Origin of the sequence: Thioclava sp. ES.031 (genome assembly GCF_002563775.1) — a bacterium.
Classification (GTDB): domain Bacteria; phylum Pseudomonadota; class Alphaproteobacteria; order Rhodobacterales; family Rhodobacteraceae; genus Thioclava.
Genome location: NZ_PDJO01000001.1, coordinates 1,452,989 through 1,471,332 on the forward strand (window position 1 = coordinate 1,452,989; position 18,344 = coordinate 1,471,332).

Below are 18,344 nucleotides of genomic sequence, written 5' to 3' on the forward strand. Positions count from 1 at the left end.
ACAAAATCAGCGTTGGGCCGGGGCCGGACGCGGGGTGTTGCCCGACGAGCCCTCTCCGGTCAGCGCCGCAAGCTGCGCCTGCGCGCCTCGCATCGCGGGCGGCAAAGGCTCACCGGCAAGACGCAGCGCGTCGCGCAGGGCGGCTTCGGCCAGATCGGTCTCTTCCAGCGCGATCAGCACGGCGGCGTAGTGATATTGCGCGAGCGCGTTCTCCGGCAGCCCGGCGGCGGCAGCGGCGAGCAGGGGGCGCGCGGCCCCGTAATTGCCCAGCCGATATTCCGCCCAGCCATAGGTATCCTTGAAGGCGGGTTCGGGCCGCTCGCGGAAGCGTTTCGCGATCTGCGCCGCACGCTCGAGGCTGGGCCGGTCGTCGCGATGGGTGCTCAGCAGGCTCGCGAGGTTATTCGCCACGATCAGATCGCCACTGTCGCGGGTGTAGAGATCGTCATAGGTCGCGATCGCCGCGTCGAACCGGCCCGATTTCTCTTCCGAGCGCGCCCGGTAGAGCAGCAGCAGCGGATCGGCCTGCGGGGCCTTTTCCAGCGCGGTCTGGATCACCGCAAGCGCGTCGCCTTCACGCCCTTGGGCCGCGAGCAGGCGATAGAGCTGGCGGGCCGGGCGCGGATCGGCCGGGTCTTCATACATCAGAGTGCGCAGCCCGGTCTCGGCCCGGTCGGTGTCGCCCTGAATCGCGCAGAGGTTCGCCTCCAGCAGCCGCAAGCCGCGATTGTCGGGCTGCTGGGCCAGTTGCGCCTCCAGATAGGCGCGCGCCTCGCCGCCCCGGCCGGAGGCCAGTTGCGCCTGCACCACGGCCGAGACCGCCGCCGCCGAGACCGCAGGGGCCGTGGTGACGCCGTCTTCGCCGGTCCCGGGCGTCTGCACCAGGGTTTTCAGCGTCTCGATCGCGCTCTCGCTGCGGCCGCGCCCCATCAGGATCGCGGCGCGGATCGACTGCGCCAGCGCCTCCGTGCCCGGGGCTGAAGATGTGTCGAGCTGGTCTGCGATGCGATGGGCGAGCATCCAGTCGCGATCGGCCAGCGCCAGATCGGCCTGCCGCTTGAGCAGTCCGGGGCTGTTGGGGGTGACCGCCACGGCCTCGGCCAGAACCGTCCGCGCGGCGCTGGCGCGGTCATGCGCGAAGAGGAAATCGACATAGCGGATCGCCTCGGGCGCAGCGCGCCCCGCCGCATCATAGGCTTGGCTGAAGCGTCCCATCGCCAGATCGGGCGCGCCTTCTCGCAGGTCGGCCTCGCCCAGCAGGGTCAGGGTCTGCGGGTTGTCGGGGGCCTGCTGCAGCGCGCTGCGCAGATCGGTGATCGCCAGATCGAGGCGATCTTCCTCGATCCGCCACGCCGCGCGCTGCTGCAGGGCCGGGACGTTGGTCGGATCGGTCTTCAGGATCGCCGCGATCTCGGTTTTCGCCTTATCGCGCTGCCCGTCATGGTCGAGCATCCGGGCGTAAGCAGAGCGCAGCTGTCGCATCTCCTCGCTGTCGGGATGGCTCTCGATCAGTGCCTGCATCCGCGTCAAAGCCGCCGCTCGGTCTCCGGCCTGAAAATCCAGATCGGCCCGCATCGCGGTGAAGATCGCCTCATTCGCCGCGCCCTTCGACTGCGCGATCAGCGAGTCGAGTTCCGCCCGCGCGGCCTCGGCGCCTTTCGCGCGGGCCAGAAAACGCACGAGTTCCAGATAGCCGCCCGTCTGCTGCTCGCGATCGGTCGCAAGCTTGCGCAGGAAACGCGCCGCCCCCGCCGGATCGTCGCGCAGCACATACCACGCGATGAGCGCGGTGCGGGTTTTCGGGTCTTCGGGGAACAGCCCCTGCATCACTTCGAGCTGCGCGCCGATCTCTGCGTTCTCTCCACGCTTCGAGATCAGCTCCAGCTTGAGCACCTGCAACCGGTATTGCGCCGGATCGCGGGCCAGCGCCGCATCGAGCGCGGCCAGCGTCGCGGCGTCGTCGCCCTGGGCGTTGCGCGCGTCGATCAGCACATGCCAGCCGGTCGGGATTTCGGGATGCGCCTTGGTCAGCGCCTTGGCCTGCGCCGCGATCTCGGACTGACGGGCCGTGTCGCGCGACAGGCTCGCCTGCCGCAGATCGAGAGCGAGCTGCACCGCCTGCGCGCCGGGATCGTCGGGCGCGAGTTCGAGTACCGCGTCGACCTGCTTTTGCGCGCGCGGCAGGTTGCCTGTGCGCAGCGACAGCTCCGCAAGGATGCGATGCACCTCGACCGTCTCGGGATATTGTTCGAGCAGACGCAGATATTGGCTGAAGGCTTCCTGCAACCGTCCCTGCGCCAGCAGCAGATCGGCATAGGCGCGCCGCGCGGCCTTATGGGTGCCGTCATATTCGAAGACGTTGCGCAGCTCGACCATCGCGCGGACGGGATCGCCCTCGGCCAGAAGGGTCTCGGCCGATTGGTAATGGGCTTCGGCCTTGTCTGCGTCACTCTTGCAACCGCTCAATGCGAGCGCCGCGCAAAGCGCGAAAAAACTCGCGCGCGCATACTGGTATCGGGGCATCTGTCTTGCCTGCTCTGCTACTGCGCTCTGACTGGCGCTTGGCAGAAAGGCTAGCTGCTCCAACGTCATCTATAAAGAGATTTGAACGGCGCCCCCCTGTCTAAATAGCCAGTTTTCCTAGGAATAGACGCGTTTTTGCGACAGTTTGGCCTCAGCCACTCGCGAATTCCTCACGAATTCTTGCGTGAATCGGGGAGATGCCGCTTACTGGCGCAAAGAAATCCCAGAGGCCAAAGGCCCGGTACAGGCATGAACGAAATCTACACCGAATTCTTCGGGTTGGCAGAACGTCCTTTTTCGTTGCTGCCCGATCCCGATTTCCTGTTCTGGTCTCCAGAGCATAAGCACGCGGCCACGATGCTCGAATACGGGCTGTTCTCGCGCGCGCCGATCACGCTGATCACCGGCGAGGTGGGGGCGGGCAAGACGACGCTGCTGCGTCACCTGATGGCGACGATCTCCGAGGATGTGACGATCGCGCTGGTGTCGAATGCGCGCGGCTCGCGCGATGACGTGATCCGCTGGATCATGCTGTCGCTCGGCCAGCGGGTGGAGGCGGGCGAGGATTACGTCCTGATCTACGACCGGTTCCAGCAGCTTCTGATCCAGGAATATGCCGCCGGGCGGCGCGTTGTGGTGGTGATCGACGAGGCGCAGAACCTCGATGCGGGCGTGCTCGAAGAGCTGCGCATGATCACAAATATCAACGCCGACAAGGACGAGCTGGTGCAGCTGATCCTGATGGGGCAGCCGGAACTTCGCGACCTGATCGCACGGCCCGAGCTGCGCCAATTCGCGCAGCGTGTGTCTTCCGGCTTCCATCTCGGGCCGATGCCCGCCGATTGCGCGCAGCCCTATATCGCCCATCGCCTGCAGGTCGCAGGCGCGACACGCGAGATCTTCACTCCCGAGGCCGCGCAGAAACTGCATGCCCATTGCGGCGGCCTTCCGCGGCTGATGAACCAGCTGGCCGATCTGGGCATGGTCTATGCCTATTCGGCGCGTGCGGAGATCGTCACCGGAGAGATCATCGACAGGGTGATCGAGGATAACGTCTTCTATCTGCCGGTCGAGACCCAGCGCGCCAAGCCGCGCGTGATCGCGCCCGCACCTGACACTGCAGTGACCGCCGAGGCCGCGCCCGCCTTCCTCCACAGGGGAGGGCGCTGATGCGGGAACTCCGCTTCTATACTGCCCTGTTTGCCCGGCGGATCCACTGGCTCTTGCTGGCGGTGTTGCTGGGTGCGCTTGTCGGTCTGGCGGCGGGGCGGATGATCACGCCGATCTACGAGGCCAAGGCGCTTCTCGTCGTCGAGGGCGATCGCATCCCCGACGGTCTCGCGGCCTCGACCGTGCGCACCGACACGAATGCCAAGCTGCAGGTGATCCGCAAACGGGTGCTCTCGCGCGAGAGCCTGCTCGACATGGCGCGGCGAATGGCGCTTTTCCCTGACCTGCGCACCGAGTCCGGCGCGCGCGATGCCGATGCGGTTTTCGAGGCGCTGCAGAACTCGGTCGAGATTGATATCTCCGAGCAGAGCAAGTCGCGCTCCGCCCCGAAAGACGCGACCTTCATGACGGTGTCTTTCCGCGCTGGCGCCCCGGCGCGCGCCGCGCGGGTCGCGAATGAGCTGGTGACGCGCATCCTCAAGGAAGACAGCGACATCCGCACAAAGGCCGCGCGCGACACGCTCGATTTCTTCTCGCGCGAGGTGGATCGGCTGGAAGGCGAACTGGCGAAATCCTCCAGCGCGATGTTGCAGTTCAGGCAGGAGAACGGCGACGCGCTGCCCGAGGAATTGCCGCTGCTGCGCGACCGTCTCGCCGCTGTGCAGGCGGGCGCGGAGACCCGGCTCGCGCATGTGAACGAGACCGAGACGGAGATCGACCGGCTGGTGCGGCTGCGCGAAGCGGCGGGACGTGTGGTCGACCGCGACGCGATCTATCCGCCCGCGGCGCGCGAATTGTCCCGGCTCGAGGCGCAGCGCGACGCGCTCAAACCGCTACTGCCCGCCGATGACGCACGGCTCGCGGCGCTGGGCGCGCAGATTCAGGAATTGTCGCAGCAGGTGGCGCTGCCGCTGCCGAAAGCCAACTCCGCCTTCGAGAGCCGTCTGCGCGAATTGACCGATACGCTTTTCGTCGCGCAGGCCGCAGGCGATGCCGCCGATCTGAAAATCGCGCAACTCCGCGAGGCGATTGCGAAAGTGCCCGCCAACGCATCGGCGCTCGAGGCGCTGCGCCGCGATCACGACAATCTCGCCGATCAGTACGACAGCGCCGTGAAAGCGCGCGCCGTGGCCGAGACCGGCGATACGATCGAGTCGCTGGCCAAGGGCGAGAAGCTGACCGTGATCGATCAGGCGGTCGCGCCGGGCGAGCCGGTGAAACCCAATCGCAAGACGCTGGCGCTGGCAGGCGTCGGCGCGGGGCTGTTTCTCGGCCTCGTGGCGGTCGCACTCAAGGAATTGCTCAGCACCGGAATCCGCCGCCCCGAAGACCTGCAGCGCCATCTGGGGATCTCGGCTTTCGCGACGCTGCCATATCTGAGCACGCCCGAAGACGCGCGCCGCCGTCGCCGCAAGATGCTGGTCTCCGGCTCCATGGTCGGTGCGGCTTTCGTCGCGGTCGTGGTGCTGTTCGGCGCGTTCTACATGCCGCTCGACCGGCTGTTCTGAGGCAAGGAGGCGAGAGATGGCGGAAAGATTGCGAGACGCGATTGCCAAGGCCCGGGCCGCCCGCACGGGCCGCGCTGCCTCCGAGCCTTCGGTCCGGGCGCAGGTCGCCCCCGGCAGCGACGGTATCACGGCGGGTGCGTGGCAGGCGCTGACGCCGATCGCCCCGAATTTGGGGCGGCTGCGCGGCAAGCGCATCGTCAGCCCCGATGGCAGCGCCGAGAGCGCCCCGATCGACCTGATGCGCACCAAGATCGTGCAGCAGATGCGGGCCAATGGCTGGCGGCGGCTGGCGATCACCTCGCCCTCGGCGGGTTGCGGGAAATCGACCGTCGCGCTCAATCTCGCGCTGAGCCTCGCACGGCAGCAAGAGCGGCACACGCTGCTCATCGAGGCCGATTTCCGCAAGCCCTCGCTGTTGAAGCTGCTCGACGCGCCGCGCGGGCCGCAAATCTCGGAGGTGCTGGGCGGGACGGCCGAATTTGCCGATCACGCGTTGCGGCTGGGCGGCAACCTTGCGATTGGCGCGAATAGCAAACCGGTGGAGACCCCGGCCGAACTGATCCAGTCGCGCCGCGCGGCTGAGGCGCTGGAGCGGATCGAGACGATCTACGCCCCCGACCTGATGATCTTCGACACCGCGCCAGTGCTGGTCAGCGACGATACGCTCTCGCTCGCCGCCCATGTCGATTGCGTGCTGATCATCGCCGCGACCGAAGAGACCACGATTCAGGAAATCGATATCTGCGAGCGCGAACTGGCCGAGCGCACCAATGTGATGGGCGTGGTGGTCAACAAATTCCGCTTCGCCGCCCCCGAATATGGCTACGCCTATGGCTACGGCTACGGGGCCGCGACGGAGGAGGACTGAGCGGCCAGCCGCTTTGCCTTCGGTCACGCCCGTGCCATATAGCTTCGGTAAGCGCGCGGCCCCCGCCTGCGGGGGCTTCGACCGCGCCAAACCCTGCTGACGAAAGGCCGCCATGACCCGCATCATCTCTTCGCTGTCCGAGATTTCCGCCCCCTATGACGCGCTGTTTTGCGACCTCTGGGGCTGCCTGCATAACGGGGTTAAGGCGTTTCCCGCGGCGGTCGAGGCGCTGCAGGCGTTTCGTGCGAAAGGCGGCAAGGTCGTGCTTCTGACCAACGCCCCGCGGCCCGCGAAATTCGTGATGGAGTCGCTCGATCGGCTGGGCTGTCCGCGTGACGCCTATGACCTCGTCGTCTCCTCCGGCGATGCCGCGCAGGATGCGATGTTCGCGGGCGCCGTGGGCAAGAAGGTCTGGCATCTGGGCCCGTCCAAGGATGACGGATTCTTCACCGAGGTGCCCGAGGAATGGCAAGGGCAGGCCGAGATCACCCGCGTCGATTTCGACGAGGCCGAGGGCATCGTCTGCACCGGTCCCTTCGACGAGGTGAACGAGGTCCCCGAGGATTACCGCCCGAAGTTCCTGCTCGCGAAGATGCGCGAGTTGCCGATGCTCTGCGCGAACCCCGATATTGTCGTCGATCTGGGCGACAAGCGCATCTACTGCGCGGGCGCGCTGGCGGCGCTCTATGAGGAAATGGGCGGCGAGGCGATGTATTTCGGCAAACCCCATCCGCCGATCTACGATCTTGCGCGGCGCAAACTGAGCCGTCTGGGCGGCGCGGAGGATGCGCGCATCCTCGCCATCGGCGACGGGATCAATACCGATGTGGCCGGCGCTGTGGGGGAGGGGATCGATTGCCTCTTCATCTCCAGCGGTCTGGCGCATGATCAGTTCGGGGCCGATCCGCAGAACCCCGATCCCGAATTGCTGCGCACCTGGCTGGAGGCGCGTCAGCGCGACCCGCTCTACACGATGGGCCAGCTGACCTGAGCGGGGTGCAAAATTCGGGCGGTAACTTTGTTGCGCCTTTTGTCGCGGTAGGGTAAAAAAGTTGCGCAGGCATCTTGCCTGTGCTCTGCCGCATGTGCTATGCCGCAGTGCAACATAAACTTCCGGCTGGGACCTATGGATATGCTCGACAACCTGCCCCGTGGCACGATCTGCATCGAAGATCTGGAAATCGGCATGGTGCGCTACCTCCGCAAGGAGGTCACCGACCGCGACATCGAGATGTTCGCGGAGGTCTCCACCGACCATAACCCTGTCCATCTGGACGATGCCTATGCGCAAGACACCATTTTCGAGGGTCGAATCGCGCATGGCATGCTGACCGCGGGGCTGATCTCGGCGGTGATCGGCGAACAGCTTCCCGGTCACGGCACGGTCTATCTGGGCCAGTCGCTCAAATTCATGGCCCCCGTGCGCCCCGGCGATGTGGTCTATGCCGAGGTGAAGGTGACGGCGATCGACCATTCGCGTCGCCGTGTCACGCTTGAAACCCATTGCGCGGTGGGCGATACGGTGGTCGTGAAAGGCGAGGCGCTGGTTCTGGCGCCCTCGCGCAAGTTCGACTGACCCGGCGACCTCGCCGGAGGGCGGGGTGGATGAAACGCTTGACCACTTGGAAATCGCTGGAGAAATCCGCGCGCGGGGCCTCCGTCGCGATGGGCAATTTCGACGGCATCCATCTTGGCCATCAATCGGTGATCGATCAGGCACGTGGGAAAGATGCGCCGCTGGGCGTCATCACCTTCGAGCCCCATCCCCGCGAATTCTTCGCAGCCCGGGCAGGCAAGACCCTGCCGCCGTTCCGGCTGATGAACCCCGAGGCGCGCGCCAACCGGCTCGCCAAGCTCGGGGTCGAGCGGCTCTATGAGCTGCCCTTCAACGAAGAACTGGCCGATATGAGCGCCGACGCCTTCGCCCGCGAAGTGCTCGCCGAAGGTCTGGGCGTGACCCATGTCGCAGTGGGCGGCGATTTCCGCTTCGGCAAGGGGCGCGAGGGCGACACGGCCATGCTGACGGAGCTCGGCGCGAAATACGGCTTCGAGGTCACCGTCGCACCGCTTCTGCATGTCGAGGGGGTTGAGGCGTCTTCGACTGCGATCCGCACCGCGCTGGCCGAAGGCCGCCCCGAGGATGCCGCCGCGATGCTGGGCCACCTGCACCGGATCGAGGGCGCGGTGCTGCATGGCGACAAGCGTGGACGCGATCTGGGCTATCCGACCGCGAATATGTCGATGGCCGGGCTGCATCTGCCCAAGCTCGGCGTCTATGCGGTGAAGTTCGACGTGCTGACCGGGCCTCATAAGGGCAGCTATACCGGGGCTGCGAGCCTCGGCGTGCGCCCGATGTTCGGCGAGAATACCCCGAACCTCGAAACCTTCGTCTTCGATTTCAAAGGCGACCTCTACGACGAGCATGTCTCGGTCGCGCTGGTCGAATTCCTGCGCCCCGAGATGAAGTTCGACGGCGTAGAGGCGCTGGTCGCGCAGATGGATGCCGATTGCGTCCGCGCGCGGGAGATCTTGGCGGAGCGCTGAGGGCCGCGCCCGACCTCCCCCCGGGAGGGCGCTTTTCGCCACCAGCGCGCGCATCGACGTCGTTCGGTGACGGGACCATAAACCGCAGACCACCGAACGCGCGGACGCCCACCCGAGGTCGGGCGCAGCCCGTCCCGCCATGCCCAAATCGCAGATCCGCTCACGATCCGCCGATCTGCCCTTTCCATTTCCCCGCCGCTGCCCCATTTTCCGCCGCATGACCAAACTGCGCCCCGAGTTCTGGAAACTGCCGCTGAAAAAGCTCACCGCCCCCGAATGGGAGGCGCTGTGTGATGGCTGCGGCAAATGCTGCCTGAACAAGCTCGAATACGAGGATACGGGCGAGGTCGTCTTCACCCGCGTCGCCTGCCGGCTGCTCGATGGCGAGAGCTGCAGCTGCACGCAATATGACATTCGCCACCAGTTCGTCCCTGAATGCGTCACGCTCAGCCCCAAGACGATCCACAAGATCGCCTATTGGATGCCCGCGACCTGCGCCTACCGGCTGCGCTTCGAAGACAAGCCGCTGCATGACTGGCACTACCTGATCTCGGGCTCGCGCGAGACGGTCCACGAGGCCGGGGAAAGCGTGCGCGGCTGGACCGTGCCCGAATTCGAAGTGCCCGAAGACGAGTGGGACGAATACACGATCGAGGATCTCTCATGAATTTTGCCTCCGACAACACTTCCGGCGCCCATCCCGCCATTCTCGAGGGCCTCATGGCCGCGAATGAGGGGCATGTGCATTCCTATGGCGACGACCCGATCACCGAAGGCGTGCAGGCGAAGATCCGTGAGATTTTCGAGGCGCCCGAGGCGCGCGTCTATCTGGTTGCGACCGGCACGGCGGCCAATGCGCTCTCCTGCGCGGTGCTGACCCAGCCCTGGGGCGCGATCTTCTGCCATCGCAACGCCCATATCGAGGAAGACGAATGCGGCGCGCCCGAATTCTACACCGGCGGCTCGAAGCTGGTTCTGGTCGACGGGCCGGACGCGAAGATGGACCCCGACGCGCTTGCGCGGACCATCGCGCATACCGGGCGCGGCGGCATCCATAACGTGCAGCGCGGCATGGTCTCGATCACCAACTCGACCGAGGCGGGCGCGGTCTATTCGCCCGAGGAGGTGAAAGCCCTGAGCGATGTCGCCCGCCGCTTCCATCTGCCCGTGCATATGGACGGCGCGCGCTTCGCCAATGCGCTCGTCTCGGCGGGCTGCACCCCGGCGGAGATGACCTGGAAGGCGGGCGTCGACGTGCTCAGCTTCGGCGGCACCAAGAATGGCTGCATGGGCGTCGAAGCGGTGGTGATCTTCGATCCCAAACGCGCCTGGGAATTCGAGCTGCGCCGCAAGCGCGGCGGCCATCTCTTCTCGAAACACCGCTTCCTCGCGGCCCAGATGCAGGCCTATCTGGCCGATGATCTGTGGTTGAAGACCGCGCGCCATGCCAATGAAATGGCACGCAAACTCTCGGAAGGCATCGGCCAGATCGAGGGCGCGAAACTGATCCACCCGACGCAGGCCAACGCGGTCTTCGCCGCCCTGCCGCGCGGGGCGCACAAGCGCGCGAATGCGGCGGGGGCCTATTACTACCTCTGGCCGTTCGACCAGTCGCTGGAAGGTCCCGAGGACGAGCTTCTGGCCGCGCGACTGGTCTGTTCCTGGGCTACGACGCCCGAGGAAATCGACGCCTTCCTTGGCCATCTGGCGTAATCAGCGCCGAAGATCAGCGCCGCCCGGGCAGGTCGCGAAACGCGATCTTCTCGGGCGGGCCGTCCCATTCGGGATGCGCCTTTTGCGCGGCTCTCAAGGCCGCGCGGAACCTGCGGATCGCACCAAGGCCGGGAATGCGCGGGATATGCGCCAGTTCCCAGTGAATGCCGTTGATCGGATCGTCGAAGAACACCGCGTAATATCCCGGCGCATAAACGGGATATTCCTGCGGGGCGTCCGTCACCGACAGCCCGCGCGGGATCAGGAAGTCGCGGTGAAACGCATCCACCTCGGCCCGCGATTTCGCCCAGAGCGCGATGTGATGGATGCCCACCGCCCGCGCCTCGTGATCCAGCTTTTCGCCCGAGTGCGCAGGCTGGATGCCGATATAGGAATGCGGCATCGGGAAACGCGCCATGTAATAGGTGGAGCGATAGCCGATATCGAGCGTCCAGAAGCTCTTATATCCAAGCCATCCGAACATCGCATCGTAGAAGCCGATCGACCTGTCATAGTCGAGCACCGAGAATTCGACGTGATTGACCCCGCGCCAGCGCATGAGCGGCCTCCTCCTGATGGACTTCACCCTAGAGGAGCCGCGCGACGGTGCAATGACGCCTCACGCAGACGGGATGGGGTAGGGCGGGTGCCACGGTTGCGCAGGCCCGGCTTGCCGCACAGTCGACGGCGAGACCTCGAACAGCACAAGATGGCTCAGGTCGGGGCGTGAGCGCGAGGCGTAGATCAGCCCCTGCGCGCCGCGCGCCCGCGACCGATCCGAGAGGCGCCATGTGGGCGACGGCGCGCCGCTTGCCCGGTCATCCTGCCAGACCACCGAGGCCTGCGCCTGATCGGCTGTGCCGCGCAGGTCGTCCATCGCCTGCGCCGTGATCTCCAGCGGCACGATCAGCCGCGACGGATCGCCCGCCCGCACATAGCGCCGCAGCGCGACGGCAGCCCCTTCGGCACTCAGTGAGGCGTAAAGGGCTACCTGCCCGGAATGATGAAACCGGCCCTCCGGATGGCGGGCCGGTTCGCAAGCCTCGTCGGCGCGGTCGGCAGAGAGGATCCGCCAGACCGTGCCGTGGAAAGGGATCACTCGGCTTCGCCCTGCTCGGCGAGGAATTTCTCGGCGTCGAGCGCAGCCATGCAGCCCATCCCCGCCGAGGTGACGGCCTGACGATAGGTGTGATCGGTCAGGTCACCGGCAGCGAAGATGCCCGGCTGCGAGGTGCGGGTCGAGCCCGGCTCCACCCAGACATAGCCGCCCGATTGCATCTTCAGGCTGTCCTTCACGAGTTCGGACGAGGGCGCGTGCCCGATCGCCACGAAGAACCCGTCGCAGGGGATGACTTTCTCCGACCCATCGGCGGTGGATTTTACCCGCACACCGGTCACGCCGAGCGGGTTTTCGTCGCCGAGAATTTCCTCGACCGTGTGATTCCACTCCACCTCGATCTTGGGGTTCTTGAACAGGCGATCCTGCAGGATCTTCTCCGAGCGCAGCGTGTCGCGGCGGTGAATCAGCGTCACCTTGGAGGCGAAATTGGTCAGGAACAGCGCCTCTTCCACGGCGGTGTTGCCGCCGCCGATCACCACGACTTCCTTGCCGCGATAGAAGAACCCGTCACAGGTCGCGCAGGCCGAGACGCCGAAGCCCTTGAACTTCTCTTCCGAGGGAAGACCCAGCCATTTCGCCTGCGCCCCGGTGGCGAGGATCACTGCTGCTGCCTCGTAGGTCGTGCCCGAATCGCCTTTCGCGACGAAGGGGCGCTTCGCCGTGTCGAGCTCGGTGATCATGTCCATGATGATCTCGGTGCCCATCGCGCGGGCATGCTCTTCCATCTTCACCATCAGGTCAGGGCCCTGAATCTCGCTCTCGCCGGGCCAGTTCTCGACCTCGGTGGTGATGGTCAGCTGGCCGCCCGGCTGCATGCCTTGCACCAGAACCGGCTCGAGCATCGCACGCGACGCGTAGACCGCCGCCGTGTAGCCCGCAGGGCCGGAGCCGATGATCAGAACCTTGGTTTTCTTCGTCTCGGACATGCCCGCCTCCTTGGAAATCTGCCCGACGGATATAGTCGGAGCGAGGCCCGCCGAAAAGCCCCCGCTTTCCGCGACAAATAGCACTTGCGGAGCGGTCCGCGAAATATTATTGCGCATCCTCTCTTCCAGCGGTAAGTTCTGCCGCAACCCACGAAGGATTGTTTCAACATGCCCACCTCCCGGCTCGACGACATCGACCGTAAAATCCTCGCTGAACTGCAGGCGGACGGGCGGATGACGAATGTCGAACTGGCCAAGCGTGTGGGCATTTCGGCTCCGCCCTGCCTGCGCCGCGTGCGCACGCTCGAAGAGGCGGGCTACATCCGTGGCTACCATGCCGATGTGAACCCGCGCGAGCTGGGTTTCGAAGTGCAGGTCTTCGCGATGGTGCGCCTGCACAGCCAGGCCGAAGCGGATCTGTCGAACTTCGAGTCGCGCTGCCGCGAATGGCCGCTGGTGCGCGAGTGCCACATGCTCAATGGCGAGATCGATTTCGTACTGAAATGCGTGGCGCCGGACCTCTCGAGCTTCCAGAGCTTCCTGACCGGCCAGCTCACCGCCGCCGAAAATGTCGCCAGCGTGAAGACCTCGCTGGTGATCCGCTGCGCCAAGGACGAGCCGGGGGTGCCCTTCGACGTGCTCGAAGAGCGCATCGCCAAGCTGGCCTGAGCCTTACTCTGAATTGAACCGTTGTCGGAGGGGCGCCGCCCCTCCCTTCGCTGTCGCGAATTCCCGCCCCGGGATATTTTCGCCAAGCCGAAGGGGCGCGTGGCCGCTTCGCTCTTGAGAAATATCCCGGGGGAGGCCGCAGGCCGGGGGCAGCGCCCCCCTCCTTTTTTGATATTTTTCGCCTCTGGCGAGGGGAGCAGCGCCCCCTCAGCGCGTCTCTTTCGGGCGCAGCATCAGCCAGATCAGCGCCGCCCCGGCCAGCGTCAGGAAGGGGATCATCGCGAGATTGACCGCCTGCCAGCCCGCTTGGGCATTGCCGCCCTCGGCGCAGTTCATCAGCCCGCCCGAGGAGAGCGAGGCGAGGAAAACGCCGCCGAAGACCACGAAATCGTTCATCCCCTGCACATGGCCGCGCTCATTCGGGCTATGGGCCGAGGCGAGCATCGCCGTCGAGCCGATGAAGCCGAAGTTCCAGCCCAGCCCCAGCAGCATCAGGGCGATGTAGAACTGGTCCAGATCGACCCCGGTCAGCGCCACCGCGCCGGAGGCCGCGAGAATCACGAGGCCGGTGCCCACGATCACCTCTTTGCCGAAGCGCGCGATCAGGTGGCCGGTGAAGAAGCTCGGCAGATACATCGCCAGCACGTGGGCCGAGACGATATTGGCCGCGTCGCCCTGCTCGAACCCGCAGCCGACCACAGCGAGCGGCGTCGAGGTCATCACGAGGTTCATCAGCGCGTAGGAGACCATACCGCAGATCATCGCGACGAGGATCACCGGGTCTTTCAGCAACTCGCGCCGGGTGCGGCCCTCGTGATGCTCGTGCTTCTTGCGCCGCCCCGGAGCCGGGATGTCGAGGAAGGAGAACAGGATCGGCCCGAGCGCATTGATCGCGATGATCGCGAGATATGTCGCCATGAAGGGCACGACCATCGCCTCGCTCGTGACCTTCACCAGCTGCGGGCCGATGATCGCGGCGACAAGCCCGCCCGCCATCACATAGGAGATCGCCTTGGGCTGGAACTCCGCGCTGGCGGTATCGGTCGCCGCGAACCGGTAGAACCCCTGCGCCGACATATAGGTGCCGGTGAAGAACGAGCCCAGCATGAACAGCGCAAACGACCCGTGATAGAGCGCGTAGGCCGCAATCGCAGCCCCCAGCGCCCCCATCGCATTGGCGAGGATGAAGCCCGCGCGGCGGCCTTTCGCGGCCATGAATTCCGACATCGGCTGCGCCGAGAGGACCGAGCCCAGAATGATCAGCGACAGGGGCAGCGTCGCGAGGCAGGGATTGGGCGAGAGCATCTGGCCCGCAAGGCCGCCCACCGTGAAGATCATCGGCATCTGCGCGCCCAGAAGCGCCTGGGCCAGAACCAGCACGATCGTATTGCGCTTTTCGCGAGAGGCGGGTGGGGCGGTCATGTCACTCATGACAGCTTGCTAGCGTGGCGATTGGGGGCTGGCAAGCGGGCGCGGCATGAGGCAGGGTGTCGCGCATGGTTGGACGTATCATTACCTGCGAAGACGATATCGCTGAAGGCACCGAATTTCTCTGCCGCACAGAGCCGCGTTTTGCCGAGGTTTGCGCGCTGACGGGGCCGTGGCCTCTGCGCCGCCGCGAGGACGGGTTCGAGGCGCTGCGCGACGCGATCATCGGGCAGCAGGTCTCGGTCGCCGCCGCCAACTCGATCCGGGGCAAGGTGATCGGCGCGGGCTATGGCGATCCGGTCTCCATCGCGGCCGCCTCGGAAGAGGACCTGCGCGCCTGTGGCCTCTCGCGCCAGAAGGTGCGCTACCTGCAGGCGCTCTCCAATTCCGGCGTCGATTTCGAGGGTCTGCGCGCCATGCCCGACGAGGAGGTGGTCGCGCAGCTCCTGCCGATCCCCGGCATCGGGCGCTGGACGGTGGAGATGTATCTCATCTTCGCTCTGGGTCGCGCCGATGTCTTCGCGGTCGATGATCTGGCGCTGGCCGAGGGGGCGCGGCTCCTGTTCGATTTGCCCGAGCGGCCCAAGCGCAAGCAATTCAATGAGCTATCGGCAGCCTGGTCGCCGTGGCGCGCGGTTGCGGCGCGCGGCCTCTGGGCCTATTACGCGGCCTGTAAAGATCGTGAAGGAGTTGCCCCATGACCCGCAAGCTGGAAGTCGGACGCAGAGAGCCGCAATCGGGAACGGTGAAATCCGCCGTGGTGTTTCTGCATGGCTATGGCGCGGACGGGGCGGACCTGCTGGGCCTCGCCGATCCGCTGGGCCAGCACATGCCCGACACGCTGTTCCTCGCGCCCGACGCGCCCGAGCCCTGCCGCGCGGCGCCTTATGGCCGGCAATGGTTCCCGATTCCCTGGATCGACAATTCCAGCGAAGCGGAATCCGCCCAAGGTCTCAAGGACGCTGCGGCCGACGTGGATGCCTTCCTCGATTCCGTGCTGGAAGAGCAGGGGCTGACGCCCGCGCAGCTCGCCGTGATCGGCTTCTCGCAAGGCACGATGACCGCGCTCGAAGTGCTGCCGCGTCGGGCCGAGCCTGTCGCCGGGCTGGTGGCCTTCTCGGGCCGCCTTCTGCGCCCGGAAGCCTTGGGCAACGAGGCGATCTCGAAGCCGCCGGTTCTGCTGATCCATGGCGATCAGGACCCGGTCGTGCCCTTCGCCGATATGGGCAAGGCAGGCGATGCGCTGGTCTCGGCGGGGTTCGACACCTATGCCCATGTGATGAAGGGCACCGGCCACGGCATCGCGCCCGACGGGCTGTCGGTGGCGCTGTCCTTCCTGCAAGACAAGCTGCCCGGCTGATCGGCACCGCGCGGCAGTCATGCCGCACTGCCGCGCCGCTTCGCTCCAGTCTCCGTCCCAAGCCGTCATTTCTCTGTCATGGCGGTTTGCTAGCTATGCCGCATGGCAGCAATCGCGACATCAAGAGGCTTGCCAGATTGTGAACGCCATATATAGTCATGGATAAGGCAGGGGCGGACCCCGCCCCTGAGCCGAGGCAGGCGACAGGGCGAGGACGGAGTCACCCATGCTGGACGAGTGCGACAGGACCGATTTTAGAACGCAATTCACCCGCGAACCGGCGGCGCTGAGACAGCACCCGGCGCTGGTGCTCAACGCCGATTTCCGGCCGCTCTCCTATTACCCGCTCTCGCTATGGCCTTGGCAGGAGGCGATAAAAGCGGTCTTCCTCGACAGGGTGACGATCCTCGCCGAATACGAAGAGGTGGTGCGCAGCCAGAGGCAGGCCTTCAAAATCCCCTCCGTCGTCGTCCTCAAAGAATATGTCCGACCCCAGAAGCGCGTGGCTTTCACGCGCTTCAATCTTTTTCTGAGGGACGAATTCAAGTGCCAGTATTGCGGCAAGCGGGGCGATCTGACCTTCGATCATGTGATCCCGCGCTCGCGCGGTGGAATCACCAGCTGGGAGAATGTCGTGGCCGCCTGCGCGCCGTGCAACCTGCGCAAGGCCAACAAGCCGCTGGAGCGCTCGGGGATGCATCTTCTCAAGCCCGCGCGCCAGCCCCAGCCCGAGGATATGCTGCGCATCGGGCGTCGCTTCCCGCCGGGCTATCTGCATGAAAGCTGGATGGACTTCCTTTATTGGGACACCGAGCTGGAAGCCTAAGAAAAAGGGCGCGCCGCATCCGGCACGCCCGTCTTCGTATTGGTGAAAATATCCCGGGGGGCTTGCGCAGCAAGCGGGGGCAGAGCCCCCTCTGGCTTGGTTGATTGTCGCCCTCCGGCGACGGGGGGGCAGAGCCCCCTCCGAGCGCGTCAGTGCCCCGCCGCGACCTGACCGCCATTCGACAGCTTGTCGATGATCGTCTCGGTCGCGTGGTTCATGCCCACGACCTTCACATCCGTGCCGGACATCCGGAACTTGCCCACCGCCCGGTCCAGCGCCGAGACCGAAGAGATGTCCCAGATATGGGCGTGGGTCAGGTCGATCACCACGCGGTCGAGCTTCTCCTGGAAGTCGAAGGCGCGGTTGAACTCTTCCACGGTCGCGAAGAAGATCTGGCCCTTGATGTAATAGGTCCGCAGGTGATGCGCCTCGTTGTAGCGCGAGGTGATCTCGGTCATCCGCGCGATCTTGCCTGCGAAGAAGATCCCCGAGAGCAGCACGCCCACCAGCACCCCGATCGCGAGGTTATGGGTGGCGACGACGAAGGCGACGGTGGCCAGCATCACCACGTTGGACGACATTGGCATGGTGCGCAGCTGTCCCAGCGAGGCCCAGCTGAACGTGCCGATCGACACCATGATCATGATCGCCACCAGCGCGGGCATCGGGATGCGGCCCACCCATTCGCCCAGCACCACGCAGAAGATCAGAAGCGCGATCCCCGCGGTCAGGGTCGACAGGCGCGTACGGCCGCCCGAGGTCACGTTGATCACCGACTGGCCGATCATCGCGCAGCCCGCCATGCCCCCGATGAAACCGGTGCAGAAATTGGCGATGCCCTGACCGAAGCATTCCTGACGACGGTCCGAACGCGTGTCGGTCATTTCGTCGACGATGTTCTGCGTCATCAGGCTCTCCAGAAGACCGACGACCGCCACGCCCACCGAATAGGGCAGGATGATCTGCAGCGTCTCGAAGGTGAACGGCACGTTCGGGATCAGGAGCGAGGGCAGCTGATCGGGCAGGGCGCCCATATCGGCCACGGTGTGCACGTCGTCGAGCCCCAGCCCCATCGAGATCGCGCTGAGCACGAGGATCGCGATCAGCGGCGAGGGAATGGCGCGGAAGAAGCGCGGCAGCAGGTAGATGATCGCAAGGCCAAGTGCCACCAGCGCATAGGTCGCCACCACCGGGACATTGGCCGGGTTCAGCTCGGGCCATTGCGCCATGAAGATCAGGATGGCGAGCGCGTTCACGAAGCCTGTCATCACCGATTTCGAAACGAAGCGCATCACGGTCCCGAGGTTCAGCGCCCCGGCAATCACCTGAAGCACGCCCGCCAGCACCGTCGCGGCCAGCAGGTAATCGAGCCCGTAGCTGCGCACCAGCGTGCCCATCAGCACGGCGGTCGCGGCGGTCGCGGCCGAGATCATACCCGGGCGGCCACCGAAGAAAGCGGTGATCGTGGCGATCATGAAGGAGGCGTAGAGGCCCACTTTCGGGTCCACGCCTGCGATGATGGAGAAAGCGATGGCCTCGGGGATCAGCGCGAGCGCCACCACGAGACCGGAAAGAATGTCAGCGCGGTAGTTGCCAGTCCACTGGCTGCGCCATTGCGACAAGGTCATACGGTTGTCCTGCAATTAGAAAGGCCCGCGACCGGGGAGGGGCGGGCCGGAGGGATGTGAG

The 18,344-nt window shown here is 65.6% G+C and carries 18 protein-coding genes; 12 read left to right on the forward strand and 6 right to left on the reverse strand.

The features are described from left to right. Window positions 1-6 precede the first annotated feature (6 nt). Window positions 7-2,523, reverse strand: a complete 2,517-nt coding sequence (locus AXZ77_RS07055; protein ID WP_176535981.1) for a tetratricopeptide repeat protein — start codon at window positions 2,521-2,523, stop codon at window positions 7-9. Window positions 2,524-2,772: 249 nt separating this feature from the next. On the opposite strand from AXZ77_RS07055, the gene AXZ77_RS07060 reads away from it, so the two are divergent. From AXZ77_RS07060 to AXZ77_RS07095, 8 genes are all read left to right on the forward strand, one after another. Then, the gene (locus AXZ77_RS07060) at window positions 2,773-3,693 is read left to right on the forward strand and encodes an ExeA family protein (protein ID WP_098410602.1); all 921 of its coding nucleotides are present in this window, start codon (window positions 2,773-2,775) and stop codon (window positions 3,691-3,693) included. Then, window positions 3,693-5,201: a hypothetical protein gene (locus AXZ77_RS07065; protein WP_098410603.1), complete on the forward strand. Its 1,509-nt coding sequence runs from the start codon at window positions 3,693-3,695 to the stop codon at window positions 5,199-5,201. The genes AXZ77_RS07060 and AXZ77_RS07065 overlap by 1 nt, the downstream gene beginning before the upstream one ends. Before the next feature lie 16 nt (window positions 5,202-5,217). Further along, complete coding sequence (locus AXZ77_RS07070; RefSeq protein ID WP_098410604.1) at window positions 5,218-6,069, forward strand: CpsD/CapB family tyrosine-protein kinase; 852 nt, start codon at window positions 5,218-5,220, stop codon at window positions 6,067-6,069. 112 nt (window positions 6,070-6,181) lie between these two features. Then, window positions 6,182-7,060, forward strand: coding sequence for a TIGR01459 family HAD-type hydrolase (locus AXZ77_RS07075; RefSeq protein ID WP_098410605.1), 879 nt, complete (start codon window positions 6,182-6,184; stop codon window positions 7,058-7,060). A 141-nt stretch (window positions 7,061-7,201) separates the two neighbouring features. Then, window positions 7,202-7,645, forward strand: a complete 444-nt coding sequence (locus tag AXZ77_RS07080) for a MaoC family dehydratase (RefSeq protein ID WP_075774735.1) — start codon at window positions 7,202-7,204, stop codon at window positions 7,643-7,645. Window positions 7,646-7,674: 29 nt separating this feature from the next. Continuing rightward, window positions 7,675-8,613, forward strand: coding sequence for a bifunctional riboflavin kinase/FAD synthetase (locus AXZ77_RS07085; protein ID WP_098410606.1), 939 nt, complete (start codon window positions 7,675-7,677; stop codon window positions 8,611-8,613). A gap of 217 nt (window positions 8,614-8,830) precedes the next feature. Beyond that, on the forward strand, window positions 8,831-9,280 hold the full coding sequence (locus tag AXZ77_RS07090) for a YcgN family cysteine cluster protein (RefSeq protein ID WP_075774736.1): 450 nt from the start codon (window positions 8,831-8,833) through the stop codon (window positions 9,278-9,280). Continuing rightward, on the forward strand, window positions 9,277-10,326 hold the full coding sequence (locus tag AXZ77_RS07095) for a low specificity L-threonine aldolase (protein WP_098410607.1): 1,050 nt from the start codon (window positions 9,277-9,279) through the stop codon (window positions 10,324-10,326). The genes AXZ77_RS07090 and AXZ77_RS07095 overlap by 4 nt, the downstream gene beginning before the upstream one ends. 13 nt (window positions 10,327-10,339) lie before the next feature. Here the strand turns inward: AXZ77_RS07095 and AXZ77_RS07100 are convergent, their stop codons facing one another. The 3 genes from AXZ77_RS07100 to trxB are packed head-to-tail and all read right to left on the reverse strand — an operon-like array spanning window position 10,340 to window position 12,372. Next, a complete protein-coding gene (locus AXZ77_RS07100; protein WP_098410608.1) occupies window positions 10,340-10,885 on the reverse strand; it encodes a VOC family protein in 546 nt (181 codons plus the stop codon). Between the two features lie 60 nt (window positions 10,886-10,945). Next, window positions 10,946-11,425: an RES family NAD+ phosphorylase gene (locus AXZ77_RS07105; protein ID WP_098410609.1), complete on the reverse strand. Its 480-nt coding sequence runs from the start codon at window positions 11,423-11,425 to the stop codon at window positions 10,946-10,948. Further along, window positions 11,422-12,372 carry a thioredoxin-disulfide reductase gene (trxB, locus tag AXZ77_RS07110; protein WP_098410610.1) on the reverse strand — a complete coding sequence of 317 codons (951 nt, stop codon included), beginning with the start codon at window positions 12,370-12,372 and terminating at the stop codon, window positions 11,422-11,424. The genes AXZ77_RS07105 and trxB overlap by 4 nt, the downstream gene beginning before the upstream one ends. 168 nt (window positions 12,373-12,540) lie before the next feature. On the opposite strand from trxB, the gene AXZ77_RS07115 reads away from it, so the two are divergent. Beyond that, a complete protein-coding gene (locus AXZ77_RS07115) occupies window positions 12,541-13,041 on the forward strand; it encodes an Lrp/AsnC family transcriptional regulator (protein WP_078519374.1) in 501 nt (166 codons plus the stop codon). A 207-nt stretch (window positions 13,042-13,248) separates the two neighbouring features. Here the strand turns inward: AXZ77_RS07115 and AXZ77_RS07120 are convergent, their stop codons facing one another. After that, on the reverse strand, window positions 13,249-14,472 hold the full coding sequence (locus AXZ77_RS07120; protein WP_098410611.1) for an MFS transporter: 1,224 nt from the start codon (window positions 14,470-14,472) through the stop codon (window positions 13,249-13,251). Window positions 14,473-14,537: 65 nt separating this feature from the next. On the opposite strand from AXZ77_RS07120, the gene AXZ77_RS07125 reads away from it, so the two are divergent. The 3 genes from AXZ77_RS07125 to AXZ77_RS07135 all read left to right on the forward strand — a co-directional run bounded on the left by AXZ77_RS07125 (window position 14,538) and on the right by AXZ77_RS07135 (window position 16,655). Next, the gene (locus tag AXZ77_RS07125; RefSeq protein ID WP_098410612.1) at window positions 14,538-15,170 is read left to right on the forward strand and encodes a DNA-3-methyladenine glycosylase; all 633 of its coding nucleotides are present in this window, start codon (window positions 14,538-14,540) and stop codon (window positions 15,168-15,170) included. Beyond that, window positions 15,167-15,829: an alpha/beta hydrolase gene (locus AXZ77_RS07130; protein WP_098410613.1), complete on the forward strand. Its 663-nt coding sequence runs from the start codon at window positions 15,167-15,169 to the stop codon at window positions 15,827-15,829. Before AXZ77_RS07125 ends, AXZ77_RS07130 begins: the two co-directional genes overlap by 4 nt. A 226-nt stretch (window positions 15,830-16,055) precedes the next feature. After that, window positions 16,056-16,655 carry an HNH endonuclease gene (locus AXZ77_RS07135; RefSeq protein ID WP_078539481.1) on the forward strand — a complete coding sequence of 200 codons (600 nt, stop codon included), beginning with the start codon at window positions 16,056-16,058 and terminating at the stop codon, window positions 16,653-16,655. A 149-nt stretch (window positions 16,656-16,804) separates the two neighbouring features. Here AXZ77_RS07135 and AXZ77_RS07140 read toward each other — a convergent pair whose 3' ends face one another. After that, window positions 16,805-18,283, reverse strand: a complete 1,479-nt coding sequence (locus tag AXZ77_RS07140; RefSeq protein ID WP_098410614.1) for a SulP family inorganic anion transporter — start codon at window positions 18,281-18,283, stop codon at window positions 16,805-16,807. Window positions 18,284-18,344: the final 61 nt, after the last annotated feature.

Excerpts from the sequence above, each read along its gene's own strand:
- AXZ77_RS07055 (WP_176535981.1), bottom strand. The coding sequence starts at position 2,523 with ATGCCCCGATACCAGTATGCGCGCGCGAGTTTTTTCGCGCTTTGCGCG.
- AXZ77_RS07060 (WP_098410602.1), top strand. The coding sequence starts at position 2,773 with ATGAACGAAATCTACACCGAATTCTTCGGGTTGGCAGAACGTCCTTTT.
- AXZ77_RS07065 (WP_098410603.1), top strand. The coding sequence starts at position 3,693 with ATGCGGGAACTCCGCTTCTATACTGCCCTGTTTGCCCGGCGGATCCAC.
- AXZ77_RS07070 (WP_098410604.1), top strand. The coding sequence starts at position 5,218 with ATGGCGGAAAGATTGCGAGACGCGATTGCCAAGGCCCGGGCCGCCCGC.
- AXZ77_RS07075 (WP_098410605.1), top strand. The coding sequence starts at position 6,182 with ATGACCCGCATCATCTCTTCGCTGTCCGAGATTTCCGCCCCCTATGAC.
- AXZ77_RS07080 (WP_075774735.1), top strand. The coding sequence starts at position 7,202 with ATGCTCGACAACCTGCCCCGTGGCACGATCTGCATCGAAGATCTGGAA.
- AXZ77_RS07085 (WP_098410606.1), top strand. The coding sequence starts at position 7,675 with ATGAAACGCTTGACCACTTGGAAATCGCTGGAGAAATCCGCGCGCGGG.
- AXZ77_RS07090 (WP_075774736.1), top strand. The coding sequence starts at position 8,831 with ATGACCAAACTGCGCCCCGAGTTCTGGAAACTGCCGCTGAAAAAGCTC.
- AXZ77_RS07095 (WP_098410607.1), top strand. The coding sequence starts at position 9,277 with ATGAATTTTGCCTCCGACAACACTTCCGGCGCCCATCCCGCCATTCTC.
- AXZ77_RS07100 (WP_098410608.1), bottom strand. The coding sequence starts at position 10,885 with ATGCGCTGGCGCGGGGTCAATCACGTCGAATTCTCGGTGCTCGACTAT.
- trxB (WP_098410610.1), bottom strand. The coding sequence starts at position 12,372 with ATGTCCGAGACGAAGAAAACCAAGGTTCTGATCATCGGCTCCGGCCCT.
- AXZ77_RS07115 (WP_078519374.1), top strand. The coding sequence starts at position 12,541 with ATGCCCACCTCCCGGCTCGACGACATCGACCGTAAAATCCTCGCTGAA.
- AXZ77_RS07120 (WP_098410611.1), bottom strand. The coding sequence starts at position 14,472 with ATGAGTGACATGACCGCCCCACCCGCCTCTCGCGAAAAGCGCAATACG.
- AXZ77_RS07125 (WP_098410612.1), top strand. The coding sequence starts at position 14,538 with ATGGTTGGACGTATCATTACCTGCGAAGACGATATCGCTGAAGGCACC.
- AXZ77_RS07130 (WP_098410613.1), top strand. The coding sequence starts at position 15,167 with ATGACCCGCAAGCTGGAAGTCGGACGCAGAGAGCCGCAATCGGGAACG.
- AXZ77_RS07135 (WP_078539481.1), top strand. The coding sequence starts at position 16,056 with ATGCTGGACGAGTGCGACAGGACCGATTTTAGAACGCAATTCACCCGC.
- AXZ77_RS07140 (WP_098410614.1), bottom strand. The coding sequence starts at position 18,283 with ATGACCTTGTCGCAATGGCGCAGCCAGTGGACTGGCAACTACCGCGCT.